The 17,055-nt window shown below is 47.0% G+C and carries 14 protein-coding genes; 2 read left to right on the forward strand and 12 right to left on the reverse strand.

Translation table 11 applies throughout. The features are described from left to right. Positions 1-40 precede the first annotated feature (40 nt). Complete coding sequence (gene ilvD / locus JNUCC31_RS07410) at positions 41-1,726, forward strand: dihydroxy-acid dehydratase (RefSeq protein ID WP_192270133.1); 1,686 nt, start codon at positions 41-43, stop codon at positions 1,724-1,726. A gap of 108 nt (positions 1,727-1,834) precedes the next feature. On the opposite strand, the gene JNUCC31_RS07415 is transcribed toward ilvD, so the two are convergent. After that, on the reverse strand, positions 1,835-3,136 hold the full coding sequence (locus JNUCC31_RS07415; RefSeq protein ID WP_323374366.1) for a polysaccharide deacetylase family protein: 1,302 nt from the start codon (positions 3,134-3,136) through the stop codon (positions 1,835-1,837). Between the two features lie 333 nt (positions 3,137-3,469). Here JNUCC31_RS07415 and JNUCC31_RS07420 point away from each other — a divergent pair, with 333 nt between their 5' ends. Then, positions 3,470-4,666, forward strand: a complete 1,197-nt coding sequence (locus JNUCC31_RS07420; protein WP_192270137.1) for an AI-2E family transporter — start codon at positions 3,470-3,472, stop codon at positions 4,664-4,666. On the opposite strand, the gene JNUCC31_RS07425 is transcribed toward JNUCC31_RS07420, so the two are convergent. The 11 genes from JNUCC31_RS07425 to alaS all read right to left on the reverse strand — a co-directional run bounded on the left by JNUCC31_RS07425 (position 4,645) and on the right by alaS (position 16,837). Beyond that, positions 4,645-6,453: a peptidoglycan D,D-transpeptidase FtsI family protein gene (locus JNUCC31_RS07425; RefSeq protein WP_192270139.1), complete on the reverse strand. Its 1,809-nt coding sequence runs from the start codon at positions 6,451-6,453 to the stop codon at positions 4,645-4,647. The two genes, JNUCC31_RS07420 and JNUCC31_RS07425, sit on opposite strands and share 22 nt — an antisense overlap. Before the next feature lie 122 nt (positions 6,454-6,575). After that, entirely contained in the window at positions 6,576-8,858 is a 2,283-nt protein-coding gene (locus JNUCC31_RS07430; RefSeq protein WP_192270141.1) for a methyl-accepting chemotaxis protein, read from the reverse strand. 235 nt (positions 8,859-9,093) lie between these two features. Further along, positions 9,094-10,422 carry a peptidase U32 family protein gene (locus JNUCC31_RS07435; protein WP_192270143.1) on the reverse strand — a complete coding sequence of 443 codons (1,329 nt, stop codon included), beginning with the start codon at positions 10,420-10,422 and terminating at the stop codon, positions 9,094-9,096. Between the two features lie 17 nt (positions 10,423-10,439). Beyond that, on the reverse strand, positions 10,440-11,369 hold the full coding sequence (locus tag JNUCC31_RS07440; protein WP_192270145.1) for a peptidase U32 family protein: 930 nt from the start codon (positions 11,367-11,369) through the stop codon (positions 10,440-10,442). A gap of 15 nt (positions 11,370-11,384) precedes the next feature. Further along, positions 11,385-12,425, reverse strand: a complete 1,041-nt coding sequence (mltG, locus tag JNUCC31_RS07445) for an endolytic transglycosylase MltG (protein ID WP_228469565.1) — start codon at positions 12,423-12,425, stop codon at positions 11,385-11,387. A gap of 75 nt (positions 12,426-12,500) precedes the next feature. Then, entirely contained in the window at positions 12,501-12,815 is a 315-nt protein-coding gene (locus JNUCC31_RS07450; RefSeq protein WP_024633076.1) for a DUF1292 domain-containing protein, read from the reverse strand. Next, positions 12,816-13,115, reverse strand: a complete 300-nt coding sequence (locus tag JNUCC31_RS07455; RefSeq protein ID WP_062325013.1) for a DUF1292 domain-containing protein — start codon at positions 13,113-13,115, stop codon at positions 12,816-12,818. Positions 13,116-13,127: 12 nt separating this feature from the next. Further along, a complete protein-coding gene (gene ruvX, locus JNUCC31_RS07460) occupies positions 13,128-13,544 on the reverse strand; it encodes a Holliday junction resolvase RuvX (RefSeq protein WP_192270147.1) in 417 nt (138 codons plus the stop codon). A 125-nt stretch (positions 13,545-13,669) separates the two neighbouring features. Beyond that, the gene (locus JNUCC31_RS07465) at positions 13,670-13,930 is read right to left on the reverse strand and encodes an IreB family regulatory phosphoprotein (protein WP_024633073.1); all 261 of its coding nucleotides are present in this window, start codon (positions 13,928-13,930) and stop codon (positions 13,670-13,672) included. Further along, positions 13,914-14,156, reverse strand: a complete 243-nt coding sequence (locus JNUCC31_RS07470; RefSeq protein WP_192270149.1) for a hypothetical protein — start codon at positions 14,154-14,156, stop codon at positions 13,914-13,916. The genes JNUCC31_RS07465 and JNUCC31_RS07470 overlap by 17 nt, the downstream gene beginning before the upstream one ends. Before the next feature lie 50 nt (positions 14,157-14,206). Then, positions 14,207-16,837 (reverse strand): alanine--tRNA ligase, encoded by a 2,631-nt coding sequence (alaS, locus tag JNUCC31_RS07475; RefSeq protein ID WP_192270151.1) that lies wholly within the window; start codon positions 16,835-16,837, stop codon positions 14,207-14,209. Between the last annotated feature and the right edge of the window lie 218 nt (positions 16,838-17,055).

The following is a 17,055-nucleotide window of genomic DNA, read 5'->3' on the forward strand; positions in this document are numbered from 1 at the left end:
TCATGTTGCTCAATATTATATATTTGGGGGGAAATACACCATGTCAGCCAAGAAGATGCGTTCCGATATGATCAAAAAAGGTTTTGACCGTGCACCGCACCGCAGTTTGCTCCGCGCAGCGGGCGTTAAAGAAGAGGACTTTGGCAAGCCGTTTATTGCCGTATGTAACTCATACATTGATATCGTGCCGGGCCATGTCCATCTGCAGGAATTCGGTAAAATTGTAAAGGAAGCTATTCGTGAAGCCGGTGGCGTTCCATTCGAATTCAACACCATCGGAGTAGATGACGGAATTGCCATGGGACACATCGGTATGCGTTACTCGCTGCCGAGCCGTGACATTATCGCGGATTCCGTGGAAACGGTTGTATCCGCACACTGGTTCGACGGCATGGTATGTATCCCGAACTGTGACAAAATCACACCAGGCATGATGATGGGTGCGCTTCGCTGTAATATCCCTACCGTGTTTGTCAGCGGTGGACCGATGAAGGCTGGTCGTGACAGCAATGGTAAAGCCCTGTCCCTGACTTCCGTATTTGAAGGCGTAGGTGCTTATCAAGCAGGTAAAATCGATGACAAGAGCCTTCTTGAGCTTGAACAATTCGGTTGCCCGACATGTGGATCGTGTTCCGGTATGTTCACAGCGAACTCCATGAACTGTCTGGCTGAAGCAATGGGACTGGCTATGCCAGGAAACGGAACCATCCTTGCTGTTGCTCCTGAGCGTCGTGAGTTTGTTAAACAATCCGCTAAACAACTGATGGAACTCATCAAAATGGATTTGAAACCACGCGATATCGTTACTGTAGAAGCCATCGACAACGCTTTTGCACTGGATATGGCTATGGGTGGCTCCACGAATACGGTACTTCATACGCTTGCACTGGCTCACGAAGCAGGCATCGAGTATCCAATCGAGCGAATCAATGAAGTTGCTAACCGCGTTCCTCACCTGGCAAAACTTGCACCTGCTTCTGATCTTCACATTGAAGACGTGCACAATGCGGGTGGCGTAAGTGCAGTTCTGAACGAATTGCTCAAGAAACCAGGTGCGATTCACGGTGACTGTATTACGGTAACTGGTAAAACGATCCGTGAGAACGTTGAAGGACAAGAAATCCAGGATACGAATGTCATCCACCATCTGGACAATCCGCATTCCGAAAAAGGCGGTTTGGCTGTATTGTTTGGTAACCTTGCACCACAAGGGGCTATCATCAAAGTCGGTGCTGTTGACGCATCGGTTGGCGGATATCACAAAGGTCCTGCTATCTGCTTTGATTCCCAGGAACAAGCGCTTGAAGGCATTGCGAATGGCAAAGTAAAAGAAGGTCACGTTGTCGTAATTCGTTATGAAGGACCAAAAGGCGGACCAGGTATGCCTGAGATGCTCGCTCCTACTTCACAGATTGTAGGTATGGGACTTGGTGCCAAAGTAGGTCTGATTACCGACGGACGCTTCTCTGGCGCATCTCGCGGAATCAGTATCGGACATATCTCTCCGGAAGCTGCTGAAGGCGGACCAATCGCTTTTGTTGAAGAAGGAGACATCATTGAACTTGACCTGAACAACCGCATCATCGAATTGCACATCAGTGACGAAGAATTCGAACGTCGTCGCGCAGATTGGAAAGGCTTTGAACCAAAAGTAAAAACCGGTTACCTCGCTCGTTATTCCAAACTGGTAACGAATGCAAGCAACGGCGGCGTACTGAGTATCTAATTCAAGTTTAAGGATATCCGATGAATTTCTATATCGGAAACATAAATAAAGGGTTGCTCTTCAGCCGACTTCGGCGGAGGGCAACCCTTTTCTTTATTCATTTCGCAATCAGTTTCGTTCAGGTACAAGATCCTGTTCAGGAACCAACAATTCCTCTGAGGACTGTTCCACCGTCGCTGCTACCAGTGCATGCTGTCCATAACGTTCCAGCAACACGTCCATGGGCATGGCAATCATTTTGGGAACCAATTGTTCTGATCGCTGCTTTAGACGTTTTGTCCCCGCTGGATGAATTACACTCAACAGAAGTTTCAGGTACACTTTGGATGCAGAGCTGAACGGCCCAGGAGCCAGTTCCTTCACCGTGAATCCGAACTTCTCCGGTCCCCGGTTAATCATGCTGACACCATACAGAGCCTTGGCTGATCTCAGTTCAGGATCAAGTACGACCTTCCTTGCCAAATCAGGCAATTGCTGTTCCATGGCCCGAATCATGCGAATAGCGAGATGCATACTCGATCGTGAAGTCATTCCCAGATCGAATAATTTTTTATTATCAAAATGAAGTTCAATTACCGGATCTCCGTTCTGAATCACATGACCATCATTCATTTCAACCAATGCTCCGTGATACACACGCGAGCGGAAGTGAAGCAGCGGATCATCTGGTGAAGCTGTTTGCAAATGGTACACCCAGTGGAATAATTTTTCCCAGCCCAGCCATAACGTAACTACCATTCTCTTCCAAAGTGATAAATGGGTCTGTGGCTGACTTGAACTCTTAGGTTCGCTCACCGTAACGCCTCCCATCAACGTATCGACGCGCACACTTTGTAATCCCTGCCTGTCTGCTTCCTTCAATACGACTTCCAGCGCCTGGAGCATCTGCTCCGGCGCGTGTACATCAGCGCCGAGGGTGGTCCCTCGATCATGCAGTAACATGACCTCTCCGCCCCTTAGCTCCTTCAGCATTCGTTCAGTCAATTTCTCTGCACCCACACTGCTTCTCCAGTCCTCAAACATGGAAGACCACAGTACGATCCGACGATCTTTTTTACTGAAAAAATCAAACAGATTCATAATCCCCCACGGCGGACGATAATAACAAGTTCTTGCCCCTGTAACCTCCTGTATAATCTGACCCGTCCGTTGGATCTGATCCTTCACCGTGCGCGGCCGCATTAACCAATTGGTTTTGTGAATATAATTATGAATTCCAATGAGATGACCTTCCTCATGCATGCGCTGAATGAGCTCGGGATGACGGGCTGCGTGCTCCCCGACGACAAAAAACGTGGCCTTCGCTTCATGCTGCCGGAGCAGATCAAGTAATCTGGGCGTATACTCCGGATCTGGACCATCATCAAAGGTTAAGGAAAACTCCGTCTCACTTCTCCCGCGTCTAAACACACGAAAACCGAAAAGTCTGCTAACCAAACTCGGAATAAAGGCGTAAAAAGATGAAATATACAATAACCACAGTAATATACTCTGAAGTAAATTTGTCATGCTACAAACTCCCCGCTTCTCTTGCTGAATTACCGTGCAAAAAAGCACTAACCAAAATAAACCGCCTTTAATTTTATCATAATTCAGACTTTTCTTGAATCCTCTTTTCCCAAAAACTCAGCTATCGTGTACAATAAATGCATCCTAATTTTTGCCTTAGTCTTGCTGATTGAAAAATGCTCTTTGGATTTATGCAAACTGCTCACCTTAACGACGTACAAAGGAGCCCTGCCCATGCTACCGCTTTACAGAAAATACGGGCGCACCGTCTTTGACATTGCGCTGCTCGTGTTAACCGTGTATTTCATCATGTACGGTTTCAGTCGATTATATCAATTGGCTGCACCAGTTTTCCTCTCATTTATAGTGTATTGGATGATCGAACCTCTGGCAAGATTTCTGCATCGTAAAGGATTGCCCAAAACCTTGGGCGCCGCCATTTCAGTTTTGTTGTTTCTAGCAACGATCGTTGCTGCCTTTTTTGGATTGGGACTAATCATCGTATCCCAGATATCTAACTTGCAGGATAATTTCCCTTATTATATTGAAATGGTCCAGCGTGAATTCACCAACTTTGTTTATTTCATTCAGGATAAGTCAGATGCATTACCTGACGGAATTACCGACAAGGTAAGTGACTATTTTGCGACATTAACCGGATTTCTCTCCAAATGGGTAACCAGCGGTGCGCAAATGGTCATCGGTTTTCTGAGTTCATTTTCTTCATTTATTACCAACTTCGGGATTGCCATTATTCTCGCGTTCTTTCTGAGTATCGAGATTGAGTCCTGGCGCAAATTTGCCCGGGCCAAAACGCCAAAAACGTTGAAGCTGGCTCTTGAATTTATGCGTAATCACGTGTTCAAGACGATTCGTTCATATTTGAAAGCCCAGATGATCATGATGCTGATTACATTTGTATTGATTTATGCAGGCTTGTTGATTCTGGGAACCTCAAATTCCTTCACTATCGCAGCGATCTGTGCTGTTTTTGACCTTGTGCCTTTGCTGGGTGTTCCTGTCATATTCATTCCGTGGATTGTTTATCTGTTCATCGTGGGGAATAGCAGTCTTGCGATTGGCTTAATTGTAGTACTTGCTGTAACCATGCTGACACGTCAACTTCTGGAACCGAAAATCTCGGGTAACTCGATCGGAGTATCATCCGCATATTTGATGCTTTCCTTTATGCTAATCTCACTCTCCGTCTTTGGTCTGGCCGGTGTGGTGTTATCTCCAGTGCTGCTGATCCTGCTCAAGGAACTGCTGCAGCAAGGATACCTCCAGCAGTGGATTCACTTGCCAAAAGACGAATTCGAATCCTCCCCGTTAGTTATGGACACACCGGTTAGTGCAGCCCCTGGAAGGGCTGCTGAGGCTCCGGTGCAGGAAGCTGTTCCTGCCGAAAATCATGAGGATTCCGCCAAATAATCCATCACTTTCCTGAATATTTGTGTTGCTTGATGACGGCTGTTTGGAGCAACATTTTGGACGAGGACAGCTACAGCATATTGGGGTTGATGAGTTGGCCCATACCCGATGAACCATTGATGATTACGTTTCTCTCCGCGCTGTTTTACCTGTGCGGTACCCGACTTCCCTGCCACTTGCCATCGTGCATGTTGCAGGGATTTTCCTGTTCCATCACTCACGACCTTCTTCATCCAGGATAACAGCTGATGTGCTGTTGCAGGAGAGATCTGTCCTGCTGCCGAGGGTGAGTCATGCTGCGGCATTTCCAGCATCGTATCACCGTCGGCATATCGGATACGCTGAACGAGACGCGGGGCGCTTACCTCCCCCTCATGGAGGAGTGTAACAATCAGGTTGGCCGCTTGCAGCGGGGTCACCAACACGTCCCGCTGACCAATAGCTGTCTGTACCTTTGCACCCTCATCCTGAGGTGAGACTGAAGGCAGCCTTACTCGTCCTGCCTCCTCATGGTCGAAATGCTGTAATATTGGCATTCCGGCGACCTGCTTCCCCTCCCAGCCTACAGGACGCCCCAGCCCGAGTGCATCCGCCGTACGCTCCAGCTGCTCCATATCGAGCCGGCGGGCCGTTTCAGCAAATACAATATTGCAGGACTCGGCAAATCCTTGCTCCAGATTTAATTCCCCATGCCCATGTTCCTTCCAGCAGGACAGGCCATATTTCCCCCACTCGCCACCGCAATGGAAGGTCTCCCCTTTGGATACCGCTTGATTTTCCAGCGCCGCTGCGGCGGTAACAATTTTGAATATGGAGCCTGGTACTGCCCCCTTTACGGCTCGATTCGTCCAAGCCGTTTGGTTGGGCTCCACATGCTGTGGATTATAAAACGGCCGCGAAACCATAGCGCGCACATCAGCATGGTTCACATCCAGCACAACGATTGATCCTTCCTTCATGCCGGCGTTTTTCACAATTTGCTCAATCCCCTGTTGAATCTTCGCATCAATGGTCGTCTCCGCACGTAAGGGATAGTGTGTATTGGATGGTGCAATCACGCGGGGCTGGATCGTCGCAATAACCTCTCCTGAACCTGTAACCATACGTGATACCAGAGTAGGTCCTATTCCCTTCAACAAAGGTTCTAATGTTCTCTCCAGCCCAGCTGCTCCGGATTTTATGGCAAAAGGCTGCTTTACTTCATCTTTATGAACAGCCTGCGAATTCAAAGGGCCGGGCTGTTCAGCAAGATATCCCAACCATTGCATGCCTGACTTGCCCTGCCCATAACGTGTCATCATGGGGTATACACTCGCTCCATACACCTGCAAATCACGCAATCTGGCCACCTGAGAATCGGTCAACGTGATCGGCTGGCGTGTCCCTGCTTTCCAGAAATGAGGTGCATTCCCCTGGCTCCATTCTTTTTGCAACAATTGCAAATCGGTATGTAATAGGGCTGCCATTTCTTTAACTCCGGGTTGCGTCACTGCGAACTGATTTGATTGACTTGATGAATTGGTATGCGGAAAAAGGACCAAACCCCATTCCAGCTTGCCCGTTAAGGGCTCCCCTTTGTAATCGGTAAAATGTCCACGCCCACTATCCAGCACAACCCCACGTTCTCGCTGCAATACGGACATTTCACGGATGGTACGTTGAAATCCTGGCATTGTGCGGTTGACCTGAACGATCTGAACCCAAGCCAAACGAATCATAAGCAAAGTAAATATACCTGTCAGAAGAATACATGCAATATAAAGACGTCGTTTCAGTTGCAGATGCATAAGGCCTCACCCTTCAACGTTTTGGCATAGTATTCTTCATTCAAGCTGGGATTATCCGGTAATGACAAGAAAACCTGCCCCAACAAGGGGCAGGCTTCTCGAATGGATCAAATATGTTTGGTTTAGACCGTAAAGCGAGACAACGTATCTTTCAATTCCGTTGACACATTCTCCAGTTTTGCAGACAAGTTTACCAGTTGATTACTGATATTTTGCTGTTCACTGCTCAAAGAAGCAACTTCTTGGGATGTAGCTGAAGACTCTTCAGCTACTGCACTGACATTGCTCATCGCTTCGGACAACGTTCCTTGCGATTTATTCAAATCTTCGATTGAACCTGTGACCATGCCCAGGCTCTCCACAAATGCACCCATTTGTTGCTGTACTGAAGCGAATATGACGTTGGTATCTTTCACGGCATCCATCTGTTCTTTGAACAACGGATATGCTGCAGACAATTGATCAACCGTCTCATTCATCTCCGTCATGATCTTGTCCGTAATATCTCCGACCATATCAATGGATTGTCTGGATTGTTCAGCCAGCTGACGAACCTCATTCGCCACCACCATAAATCCTCGGCCTGCCGCACCGGCACGGGCTGCTTCAATCGTTGCATTCAATGACAAAATGTTGGTCTGTTTTGTAATGTTTTGCATGACATCAAGCACTTTCAGAACGGATGACGTACTCTCTTTCAGTGAATCAACCTTATTGACGAGGGCACCGATCATCTCTTCAGTCTTCTGTGTTTTGGTCATCAACTGGTTCAAATGATGTGTTCCAGTCTGACTGGACTTCTCGACATGACGGGCTGAATCGCCCATCTGTTCGTTAGCAGTGACCACACTCTCCATCTGACGGGAGATATTGTCGGTCAATTCATTTCCACGTTCAGCTTCTGTTGCCAGACTGCTTGCACCGCCAGCAATTTCTTCTGTAGCCACGGCAATCTCGGAAGCAGAGACTGCTGTTTTCTTGGAAGCACTGCTCAGTTCTGAAGCAGTATCAAGCACTTCTTGCGCAGAACGGTTGGTTTGCTCCACCAGCTTCGTGATCTGTTCCATCATGAGATTGAATGCAGCTGATAATTGACCAATCTCATCCTTGGATGTATAAGGTGTGCGTACTTTAAGATTTCCTTTGGCACCTTCCTGCATCAGATCTTTCAGGCTACCCAATGGACGTGCGATCATGCGAACCATCCATATACCGATGAATACGGCGATAGCAGCATCTACGAGTGCCATCCACAATGTCAGTGTCAGAATGCCTTTGGCATCTTTCACCAGCATAGAAGTTGGGACCATACCGATCAATTTCCAGTCGGATGAATCCATAGTACTGTACACTGCCAGCATATTGGTCGAATTACCATCCACAGTATATTCTGTAGTCGTGCTGCCGGATTTTTCTGTTAGCTCTTTGATAAATGTCAAATCCGTATCTTTCCCTGCACGATCAGCAATCGTTGATGCTACAACTTTATTATCCGGAGCGACCAGTTGAAGTACTGACCCTTCTCCCAAATCAAGAGACTTCAATTGCTGCTCCAGAACTTCCAGCTTCAATTCAATGATTAATACATAAGATTGGGTTGTCCCTTGCAAGTTTTTCATCGAACGGGCGATGCGGAACGTTGGTGTACCACCATCTTTTTTGGCTTCAGTTGGAAGCCAGCGATATCCGCCTGCTTGAACCAGTTCATCATACCAGGCCTCATTGCGAATATCACCCATGGATGAACTGCTGCTTCCTGTACCCATAGTAGATCTTGTTTCATCCGTCGGCACAAGATAAATCGCTTCCATAGATTTATTCGTAAATGCAATGTTAGACAATTGTTTATTGATCGAACTTGAATTGATAAACGTATCATACGCCGATAAATTCGTATCAGACATCTTTTGCAGCAAGGACTGCATCTCTGGATCAAAGAAAATCTGTGTCGATGTATCTACAAACCGTTCCAAAATAATGTCCATTTTTTGTTTGGTTTGTTCAATTGTTTCCTGGTTTGATCGGGAAGCATTCTTCTCAATCGTATCCTTGGCTTTAGCGTAGGATAATAGACCCAGACTAACCACAAAAATCATGATGCCCGCAAAAAAGATCAAAAACAGTTTAACGCCTACCGATTTAATCGGGTTAGCCTTCTTAATTTGCTCTAACGTTGTTCCCCCGACATTCTTCCAGTTTTGCTTTTTCCACTGGTTTTTGGTCTTGTTCCACCCCAGCTTCATCTTCCCTGAGTCCAATTTAAAGGACTTTCTGCCTGGAGTGTCCCCAGTCTTACTTTTCACTACTTTTTCTTTCTTTACTTTCTGAACCTTCTCGGGCTTAACCTTCTCGGGTGTTGTTATTTCTTCCCCACTGTCCTTCTGCTTCTTTTGAACCAATCCCATTCACCTGCCAGTAATTTACTTGTTGGATTTTTCTTTCTCTCCCCTATAAATATGTAGTATTCGACAGCTTTCTTCTTTCCCCTTTCATTTTTTCGAAATTTATTACAACTTTTTTCCTATTTTTCTATAAAAAAAAGACCCCCATATGCCGATATACGGAGGTCAAAATTGGATATTTTATAACACTATATTGTTAATTCATAGTATTATTTTGTTAAAAACTAGGTATTTAAACCTATTTCTTTTTTCTCATCATATCGAAGTAGGAAACCGGTTGATCCACCTTCATTTTGATGCGCTGTAGCGGGTGACGGGCTGCATCGAGTACGTTGCCTTCTTCATCCTGCAATTCCCCAACCACCTGTTTAAAAAAAGTACCTCCCGGACCGAAAAACTCGATTTCCTGTCCTGGTTTGAAATGATTACGCTGCTGAATCGTCGCCATTCCTGTAGTCGCATCATAATCCATAACCAATCCGGCAAAGTCATAAGGTACCGCTTTTTCTTCCGGCTCATAGATATGATCCTCATGGTCCGGTGTATCATAGAAAAATCCGGTATTGAGCGGACGATTCGCTGCTTTGTTCATTTCCTCTACCCACTCAGGCTTCAATACATAGTTCTCCGGGTCAGCCATATAAGAATCGATCGCTTGACGATATACGTTAACCACGGTAGCCACATAGTGAATCGACTTCATGCGTCCTTCAATTTTAAAACTGTCCACACCCACATCAATCAGTTCCGGGATATGACCAATCATGCACAGATCCTTGGAACCCATAGAAAAGGAATTATCCTTCTCCTCGAACAGAGGCAACTGATTCTCTCCCAATTTGAATGGTGCAGGTGCCTGCATTTGCATTTCTTCTTCGCTAACCCACACGGTATCTTCCCGGGCATCTTCAAACAGATCATACTTCCAGCGGCAGGATTGGCAGCAGCCACCCCGGTTGGAATCCCGGTCCGTAAAGTGGTTGGACAACACACAGCGTCCAGAAAAAGACGAACACATGGCTCCATGAATAAACGCTTCGATCTCGATATCCACGTTGGCCTTGATTTCTTCAATTTCCTCAAAGCTTGTCTCACGACCGAGAACAACGCGCGGAAGACCTTCATCCTTCCAGAACTTCACAGCTTGCCAGTTCAGGGTGGATTGTTGTGTACTCAAATGCACTTCCAAACCCGGTACCGCACGTTGAGCTACCTCGATGATCGCTGGATCCGCTACGATAATGGCTGCAATTCCTGCATCATACAAGTTTTGCAAATACGCTTGAATTCCTTCGATATCTTCATTATGTGCATAGATATTGGTTGCCACGAATACCTTGGCACCATACTTTTTGGCAAATTCCACACCTTCGCGCATTTCTTCAAAGCTAAAGTTATCCGCATTGGAACGCAGTCCGTATGCCTGGCCACCGATATAAACAGCATCTGCACCATAATGGATTGCAAATTTAAGTTTTTCCAAATTGCCTGCCGGAGCAAGCAACTCCGGTTTGTCCAGACGGTTACGTTTACCCGAGAACTTCCGTTGTACCGCCACTGTTTCCATTTCGTTCACCTCGTCTATTAATACACCTGTTCTTTATAGAAAAATCCGAAAGACAACTCCCGTTCAGGGTCTTGCAATTGACGAACCTCATCCAGCCATTCTTCACAAAATGCATACGCATCGGCATCAGCCGCATAACTGTCCAGAGCTGTACGGTATGCACGTACGACAGCTTCGTTATATGCAAGCGGTTTTAACATGCCTTCAATTTTGAAACTGTGTACCCCTGCTTCCATCAACAGGTGAAGATCTTCAAGAATACAGATATCCTCTGAACTCATAATGTGTGTTCCATTCACATCTTCATAGATCGGAAACTTCTCATCCCGGCGTTCAGCCTCGATCAGGAATAAACCACGTTCTTTACCCAGGTTCCCTTCTACCGGGCGTCCCTGATGAGCCATATAACTTTGTACCAAACTTCGTTTGGAATGGTAAATATTCGTCATCCCATGCACTTGAACCTGGGCTTCCACCTTCAGAAAAGGGACCATTTCGGTCAACTCGTCCATATTCAGCTCCCGAGCAAGCACGACACGACTCGCGCCTTTGGTTCCCCAGTAGTTCGCCGTTGCATAGTTGGTCGATGTCATCTCGGCATTCCAGTGCAGCCGGATATGCGGGGCATGCTCCTTAATAGCTGCGAGCACGGACGGATCGTTAAACTCCACAGCGTGGACACCGATCTTGCCCATTGCCTGGACATATTCCGGCAATTCTTTCAGCAACTCGTTGGACATCAGATTGTTCATGGATACATAGACACGAGCCTGATGTCTGGCTGCAATGGCAACCACTTCGGCTGTCTCTTCCACACTGAAGCTGCCGGGAAGACGCATGCCAAAGCGATCATCCCCAATTAACAAAGCATCTGCCCCTGCTTGTAGCAGTGCTTCTGCCTCTTTCACATTTGCCGCCGTTACGAGCAGTTCATGTTTTGTACTCATATACATCCCCTCCGCTTATTGCGCAGCCTTACTTTTGGCTATATTTTGCTGGTGTTCCTTGTAGGTCTTGGCAAACAGATGTCCGAATGAACCATCCTTCTTGGTCACATAGAACAGGTAATCCGAAGCTTCCGGATTCAACGCTGCCTCAATGGATGCCAGACTTGGACTTGCAATCGGTCCCGGTGGTAGCCCTTTGTTCAGATACGTATTATAGGGACTCTGCACCTTCAGATCCTTGAACAACAATCTGGCCTTCGGTTTATCCAATAAATACTGCACTGTGGCATCAATCTCCAGTTTCATATCCTGGTTGATCCGATTATATATCACCCCGGCAACCAACGCGCGTTCCTGATCCACCACGACTTCTCTCTCAACAAGCGATGCAATGGTTAACACCTCATGCAAAGACAGATTTCTCTCCTTGAGTTTGGACGCCAAATCAGGAATAGAATTGACCTTGGTCTGGAACTCCTCAAGCATTCGCTGCATGACTTCTTTAGTAGAACTTCCCTCTTTCAGCTCATACGTCTCAGGGAACAGGTACCCTTCCAGTGCATATCGCATTTCTTCATCTACCGGAACATCCTTGATAATGTTGATATCAAAAGCAGATGGATCATTCGCAAGCTTCATAAATTCCTCACGATTCACAATGCCTTCAGCAGATAGTTTGTCCGCCATTTGCAGCACCGTGTATCCCTCAGGGATAGTAAACTTCACCATCGATTCCGGCACAACTTCACCGTTATTCAGCTTATTAATAAGCTCATCGTATGTCACGCCTGGATTCAAGGAATATGTACCTGCCATAAAATTTGACCCTTGTTTTTTCCATTTCAGATATCCCTTAAAGGCTAAACCACTTCGAATCAGACCTTCTTGCTCCAGCTGGTCTGCAATTTTGGACGTTCCTGATCCGCTCTTGATCTCGAACACAATCGGTTCGGTGGATGCTTGTACCGGACGCATCATGCTCCAGACATATACACCTGCTCCTCCGGCAGCAACCACGATGACTAGCAGAAGGACTAATATCGCTTTTCCTTTCAAAAAAGAAACAACTCCTTTACACAACCAAAAAGAGCGGACTTCTCCGCCCTTCCGGTTTCTTCAATTTGAAGCTGGTTAATCTTCGTCAATGGGGAGTGTACACTCATCATAAAGTTCAGAGATGTTCTCCCACTCATCATCATCGTCAATCGTGACTAATTCCGGCATGATCTGGCCTTCACTTCCCGGCAAAACCCGCAGAAGTTCAACTTCGTCATAAGGACGGAGTGAACTGCGGAGCACCGCATACTGCTGACCCTTTACTTCAAACTCGGCCAGCAAGTCATACGGATGCGATTTACCGTTCTCTTCTTCCAGCTCAACATGAGCACCAAAAGCCAGACGCAGCGAATCTGTCCATTTCAAGTCTTCGCGGCTGTATTCTGTCATTTAGTTTGCTTCCTCTTCATCTTCTGCAAGAAATGTATTAAACGTCTCCTCGACGATATCCCATTCGGCATCATCTTGGATGACGAAAAGTTTAATGTCGTCGCCCTCTTCTTCATAACGGAATGCATAGACATCCGTCTCTCCATCTTCGGGTTCAACCGGAGCAACCATCATGTACTTGGCCTCCGAACCGTCCACTTCGAATTTCATGATGACTTCAAATTCCTCTTCATTACCCTCGTCATCCGCAATGTAAATAATCTCCGATTCTTCTTCCATACCCAGTTGATCTTCAGTCATTGTTGATCCCCCTCACCTTTTACTATTGGCATCCAAATAATTTTGCAAAATCAAGCTTGCGGCCATTTTGTCCACAACCTGCTTGCGTTTTTTGCGACTAACATCCGCTTCAAGCAGCGTTCGTTCAGCTGCCATGGTTGTCAGTCGTTCATCCCAAAGGTGAACAGGTAAATTCAGTTCGCCCCGCAGGCGTTCGGCAAAAGCGATGCAGATTTCACCACGCGGCCCTACGGTGCCGTTCATGTTTTTGGGAAGTCCGACCACAATCTCGCTGATCTCATGCTCACGCACAAGCTCCGCGATCCGAGCGAACTCACCTTCATCCCGGCGGCGTTCAAGTACTTCCAATCCCTGGGCAGTCCAACCGAAGGCGTCACTAGCGGCAACTCCGATTCTTCGGTCCCCATAGTCCAAACCTAATATTTTCATCCATGCTCTCCCATCCTCAAGCCTGCTCAGGTCGATTAATATTCGCCTTTTCAAGCTTCAGGCTGTCTTCTGTCGGTTCATTTCCCGCTGCCTGCATGGCTGCATCACAGCGGAAGCGATGTACATTACCGGTGATTGGCCAGATAAGAACGAACAAGCTCTTCAATCAGCTCATCGCGCTCTTTTTTACGGACCAGACTGCGTGCATTGTTGTGACGAGGGATGTATGCGGGGTCTCCAGAAATCAGATACCCGACAATCTGGTTAATAGGATTATACTCCTTATCCACCAGTGCATCATATACCGTGAGAAGAATCTCTTTGGAGGATGCTTCCTGCTCGTCAGCTTTCACATTAAATTTAACCGTCTTATCCATGGAGTCCATTGATGGCACCTCGCTCCTGCATGAACATGGGGACCATGTCCTGCCGAATTGATTTCTGCTTATATAATAACATATTCTGACTGCCACAAGTAAACAAAGGATAAGCCAATTGTGTTTTTTGCTTGTCCTTTACCGGCTTCAGCACGTGCATCATTCGATTCCACTCGCTCTCGGGTACATAAGTTGGACGGGAAGAAGCATCCCGATCCAACCTCTGTATAAACAAATAGAACCACTTCGAACTACATTTTAGCGTTTGAAAGCCGCTCGTTCGATTTATGCAGTATGCCCACTAACCAGTGAAACCGCAAGTTTCAGTGCTTCATCCAGCTTGGTCGCGTCCTTGCCTCCGGCTTGCGCCATATCAGGACGTCCGCCACCTCCGCCGCCGCATACTGCCGCAACTTCCTTGACGATTTTTCCTGCATGAAGCCCTTGTTTCACCTGTTCAGCAGGGACAGCTACAACGAAATTCACTTTGCCATCGGCTGGAGCACCCAATACGAGTACAGCGTTAGGCAATTTTACTTTTAATTCATCAGCTACTGTACGCAGGGCATCCATATTCGGTGCATCCACACGAGCTGCAAGCAATTGTGTATTTCCTGCTTGTACCACTTGATCTGTCAAAGCGCCTGCTTCCATGGCACTCAGCTTGCTTTGCAAAGATTCAGTCTCTCTGGCAGCTTCCTTCAATTGCTGATTCAAACCTTCAATGCGTTTAGGCACGTCCGCCACATTCGCTTTGAGCAGGGATGCGGATTGTTTGAGCAATTCAAGTTGACTTTCTACATACAGATACGCGCCACGGCCAGTAACAGCTTCGATCCGGCGTACACCGGAGCCGATTCCGCTCTCGCTCACCAGCTTGAAAATACCGATCTCTGAAGTATTGTTTACGTGACAGCCGCCACAAAGTTCCAAACTATAGTCCCCGATTTGTACCACACGTACGATATCGCCGTATTTTTCACCGAACAGTGCCATAGCGCCCATTTCTTTGGCTTCATCAATAGCTTTCAATTCAATGTTTACATTCAGACGATTCCAGATCTGCTCATTTACCTGCCGCTCGATCTCTGTTAATTCTTCTGGCGTAATGCTGCCGAAGTGGGAGAAGTCAAAGCGCAGACGTTGAGGCTCTACGAGTGATCCTGCCTGATTCACATGAGTTCCAAGCACATCCTTGAGCGCTTTGTGCAGCAAATGGGTAGCGGTATGGTTTTTGATAATATCGCCACGTTTGGATGCATCCACTTCAGCATTAATCACTTCACCCACACGCAATTCACCGGATTCTACCGTCACCAGATGCACATGTTGTCCCAGCGGAGCTTTGAACAAACCTTGCACTTTTGCCGTTACGCCAGCTCCGCGCAGCAAGCCCTGATCACTCACTTGTCCGCCACTTTCCGCATAGAACGGAGTCTTGTCCAAAATGACCTGACAGGTCTGTCCTTCGCTTACGGAGTCTACCAGCGCATCACCGGCTACAATGGCTACCACTTTTGCTTCCGTCAACAGGTCATTATAACCAACAAACTCACTTTTAACCGCCAGATCGGCAAGTGGTCCACCTTGAACCTTCATGCTTTCGCTTTCCTGACGGCCAGCACGTGCCCGATCACGTTGCTCTTGCATCGAAGCATCGAATCCTTCACGATCTACTGTCAAGCCATGCTCTGCTGCGTAATCTTCGGTCAGGTCAAACGGGAATCCGTATGTGTCATACAGTTTGAATGCTTCCGGACCACTGATTACCGTGCGACCTTCGGATTTGGCCCCGACACTGATATCTGCCAGAATAGCCAGTCCGTCGCTAAGTGTTTCGTGGAAACGCTCTTCTTCCGTTTTGATCACTTTGGCGATAAATTCTTGCTTGTCTACCACCTCTGGGTAATACACTCCCATCACTTCACCGACTGTTGTTGTCAGTTCATACAGGAACGGACGGTCCAGCCCCAGCACTTTACCGTAACGTACTGCACGACGGAGAAGACGGCGAATTACATATCCGCGTCCTTCATTGCTTGGCAGAACACCATCACCTACAGCAAAGGCAACCGTACGAATATGGTCGGCAATCACTTTCAGAGCAACGTCAATCTCTACGCTGTCATTATATTTCACACCGGCAAGAGCCGCTGTTCTTTGAATCATCGGTTGGAACAGATCGGTATCAAAGTTGGAATCCACATTTTGCAGAATGGATGCAAAGCGCTCCAGCCCTGCGCCAGTATCAATATTTTTGTTTGGAAGCGGTGTGTAGCTGCCGTCCTTGTTATGATTGAACTGGGAGAACACCAGGTTCCATACTTCCAGGTAACGTTCGTTTTCGCCGCCTGGATACATCTCGGGATCATTCATGTCATTGCCGTAAGCTTCGCCACGATCATAGAAGATTTCGGTACAAGGTCCACACGGACCTTCCCCAATATCCCAGAAGTTCTCATCCAATTTAATGATACGCTCAGCAGGCAATCCCACTTTTTCGTTCCACAGTTTGAAAGCCTCTTCGTCTTCAGGATATACCGTTACCGAGAGACGTTCCGGATCGAAACCGATCCATTCTTTGCTTGTGAGAAATTCCCATGCCCAGGTAATGGTCTCTTCCTTGAAGTAATCTCCGATGGAGAAGTTGCCGAGCATTTCGAAGAACGTATGGTGACGACGAGTTTTACCGACATTTTCAATATCGTTTGTACGAATACATTTTTGGGAGTTTGCCAGACGCGGATTCTCCGGTTTCTCCCGACCGTCAAAATACGGTTTCAGCGGTGCCATGCCTGCATTGATCCACAGAAGGGATGGATCATTGTGAGGTACGAGCGATGCGCTCGGCTCAATTTTGTGACCTTTACTTGCAAAAAATTCTATCCATTTGGACCGGATTTCACTGGCTTTCATACGGTGTGCCTCCAATTAATTATAATAGTCCGGTGCATATTGGCCCCGGGTTGATAACAAATAAAAAAACAAACACAAAAAACGCCCCTGAATTTGTCAGGGACGATTATAATCGCGGTACCACCCTGGTTATTGCTGCTCATCCCTTGCTGCCCGGATAAACAAACAATCTCCTCGTTGATGCGAAATAACGGTCGCTCCCGGCAGGGTTGTCCTGC

The organism is Paenibacillus sp. JNUCC-31, from assembly GCF_014844075.1.
Taxonomy (GTDB): domain Bacteria; phylum Bacillota; class Bacilli; order Paenibacillales; family Paenibacillaceae; genus Paenibacillus.

Coding starts and splice junctions, on each gene's coding strand:
- JNUCC31_RS07435 (WP_192270143.1), bottom strand. CDS start 10,422: ATGGAAACAGTGGCGGTACAACGGAAGTTCTCGGGTAAACGTAACCGT.
- JNUCC31_RS07450 (WP_024633076.1), bottom strand. CDS start 12,815: ATGACAGAATACAGCCGCGAAGACTTGAAATGGACAGATTCGCTGCGT.
- JNUCC31_RS07455 (WP_062325013.1), bottom strand. CDS start 13,115: ATGACTGAAGATCAACTGGGTATGGAAGAAGAATCGGAGATTATTTAC.
- JNUCC31_RS07430 (WP_192270141.1), bottom strand. CDS start 8,858: ATGGGATTGGTTCAAAAGAAGCAGAAGGACAGTGGGGAAGAAATAACA.
- JNUCC31_RS07440 (WP_192270145.1), bottom strand. CDS start 11,369: ATGAGTACAAAACATGAACTGCTCGTAACGGCGGCAAATGTGAAAGAG.
- JNUCC31_RS07465 (WP_024633073.1), bottom strand. CDS start 13,930: ATGGACTCCATGGATAAGACGGTTAAATTTAATGTGAAAGCTGACGAG.
- alaS (WP_192270151.1), bottom strand. CDS start 16,837: ATGAAAGCCAGTGAAATCCGGTCCAAATGGATAGAATTTTTTGCAAGT.
- JNUCC31_RS07420 (WP_192270137.1), top strand. CDS start 3,470: ATGCTACCGCTTTACAGAAAATACGGGCGCACCGTCTTTGACATTGCG.
- JNUCC31_RS07425 (WP_192270139.1), bottom strand. CDS start 6,453: ATGCATCTGCAACTGAAACGACGTCTTTATATTGCATGTATTCTTCTG.
- ruvX (WP_192270147.1), bottom strand. CDS start 13,544: ATGAAAATATTAGGTTTGGACTATGGGGACCGAAGAATCGGAGTTGCC.
- ilvD (WP_192270133.1), top strand. CDS start 41: ATGTCAGCCAAGAAGATGCGTTCCGATATGATCAAAAAAGGTTTTGAC.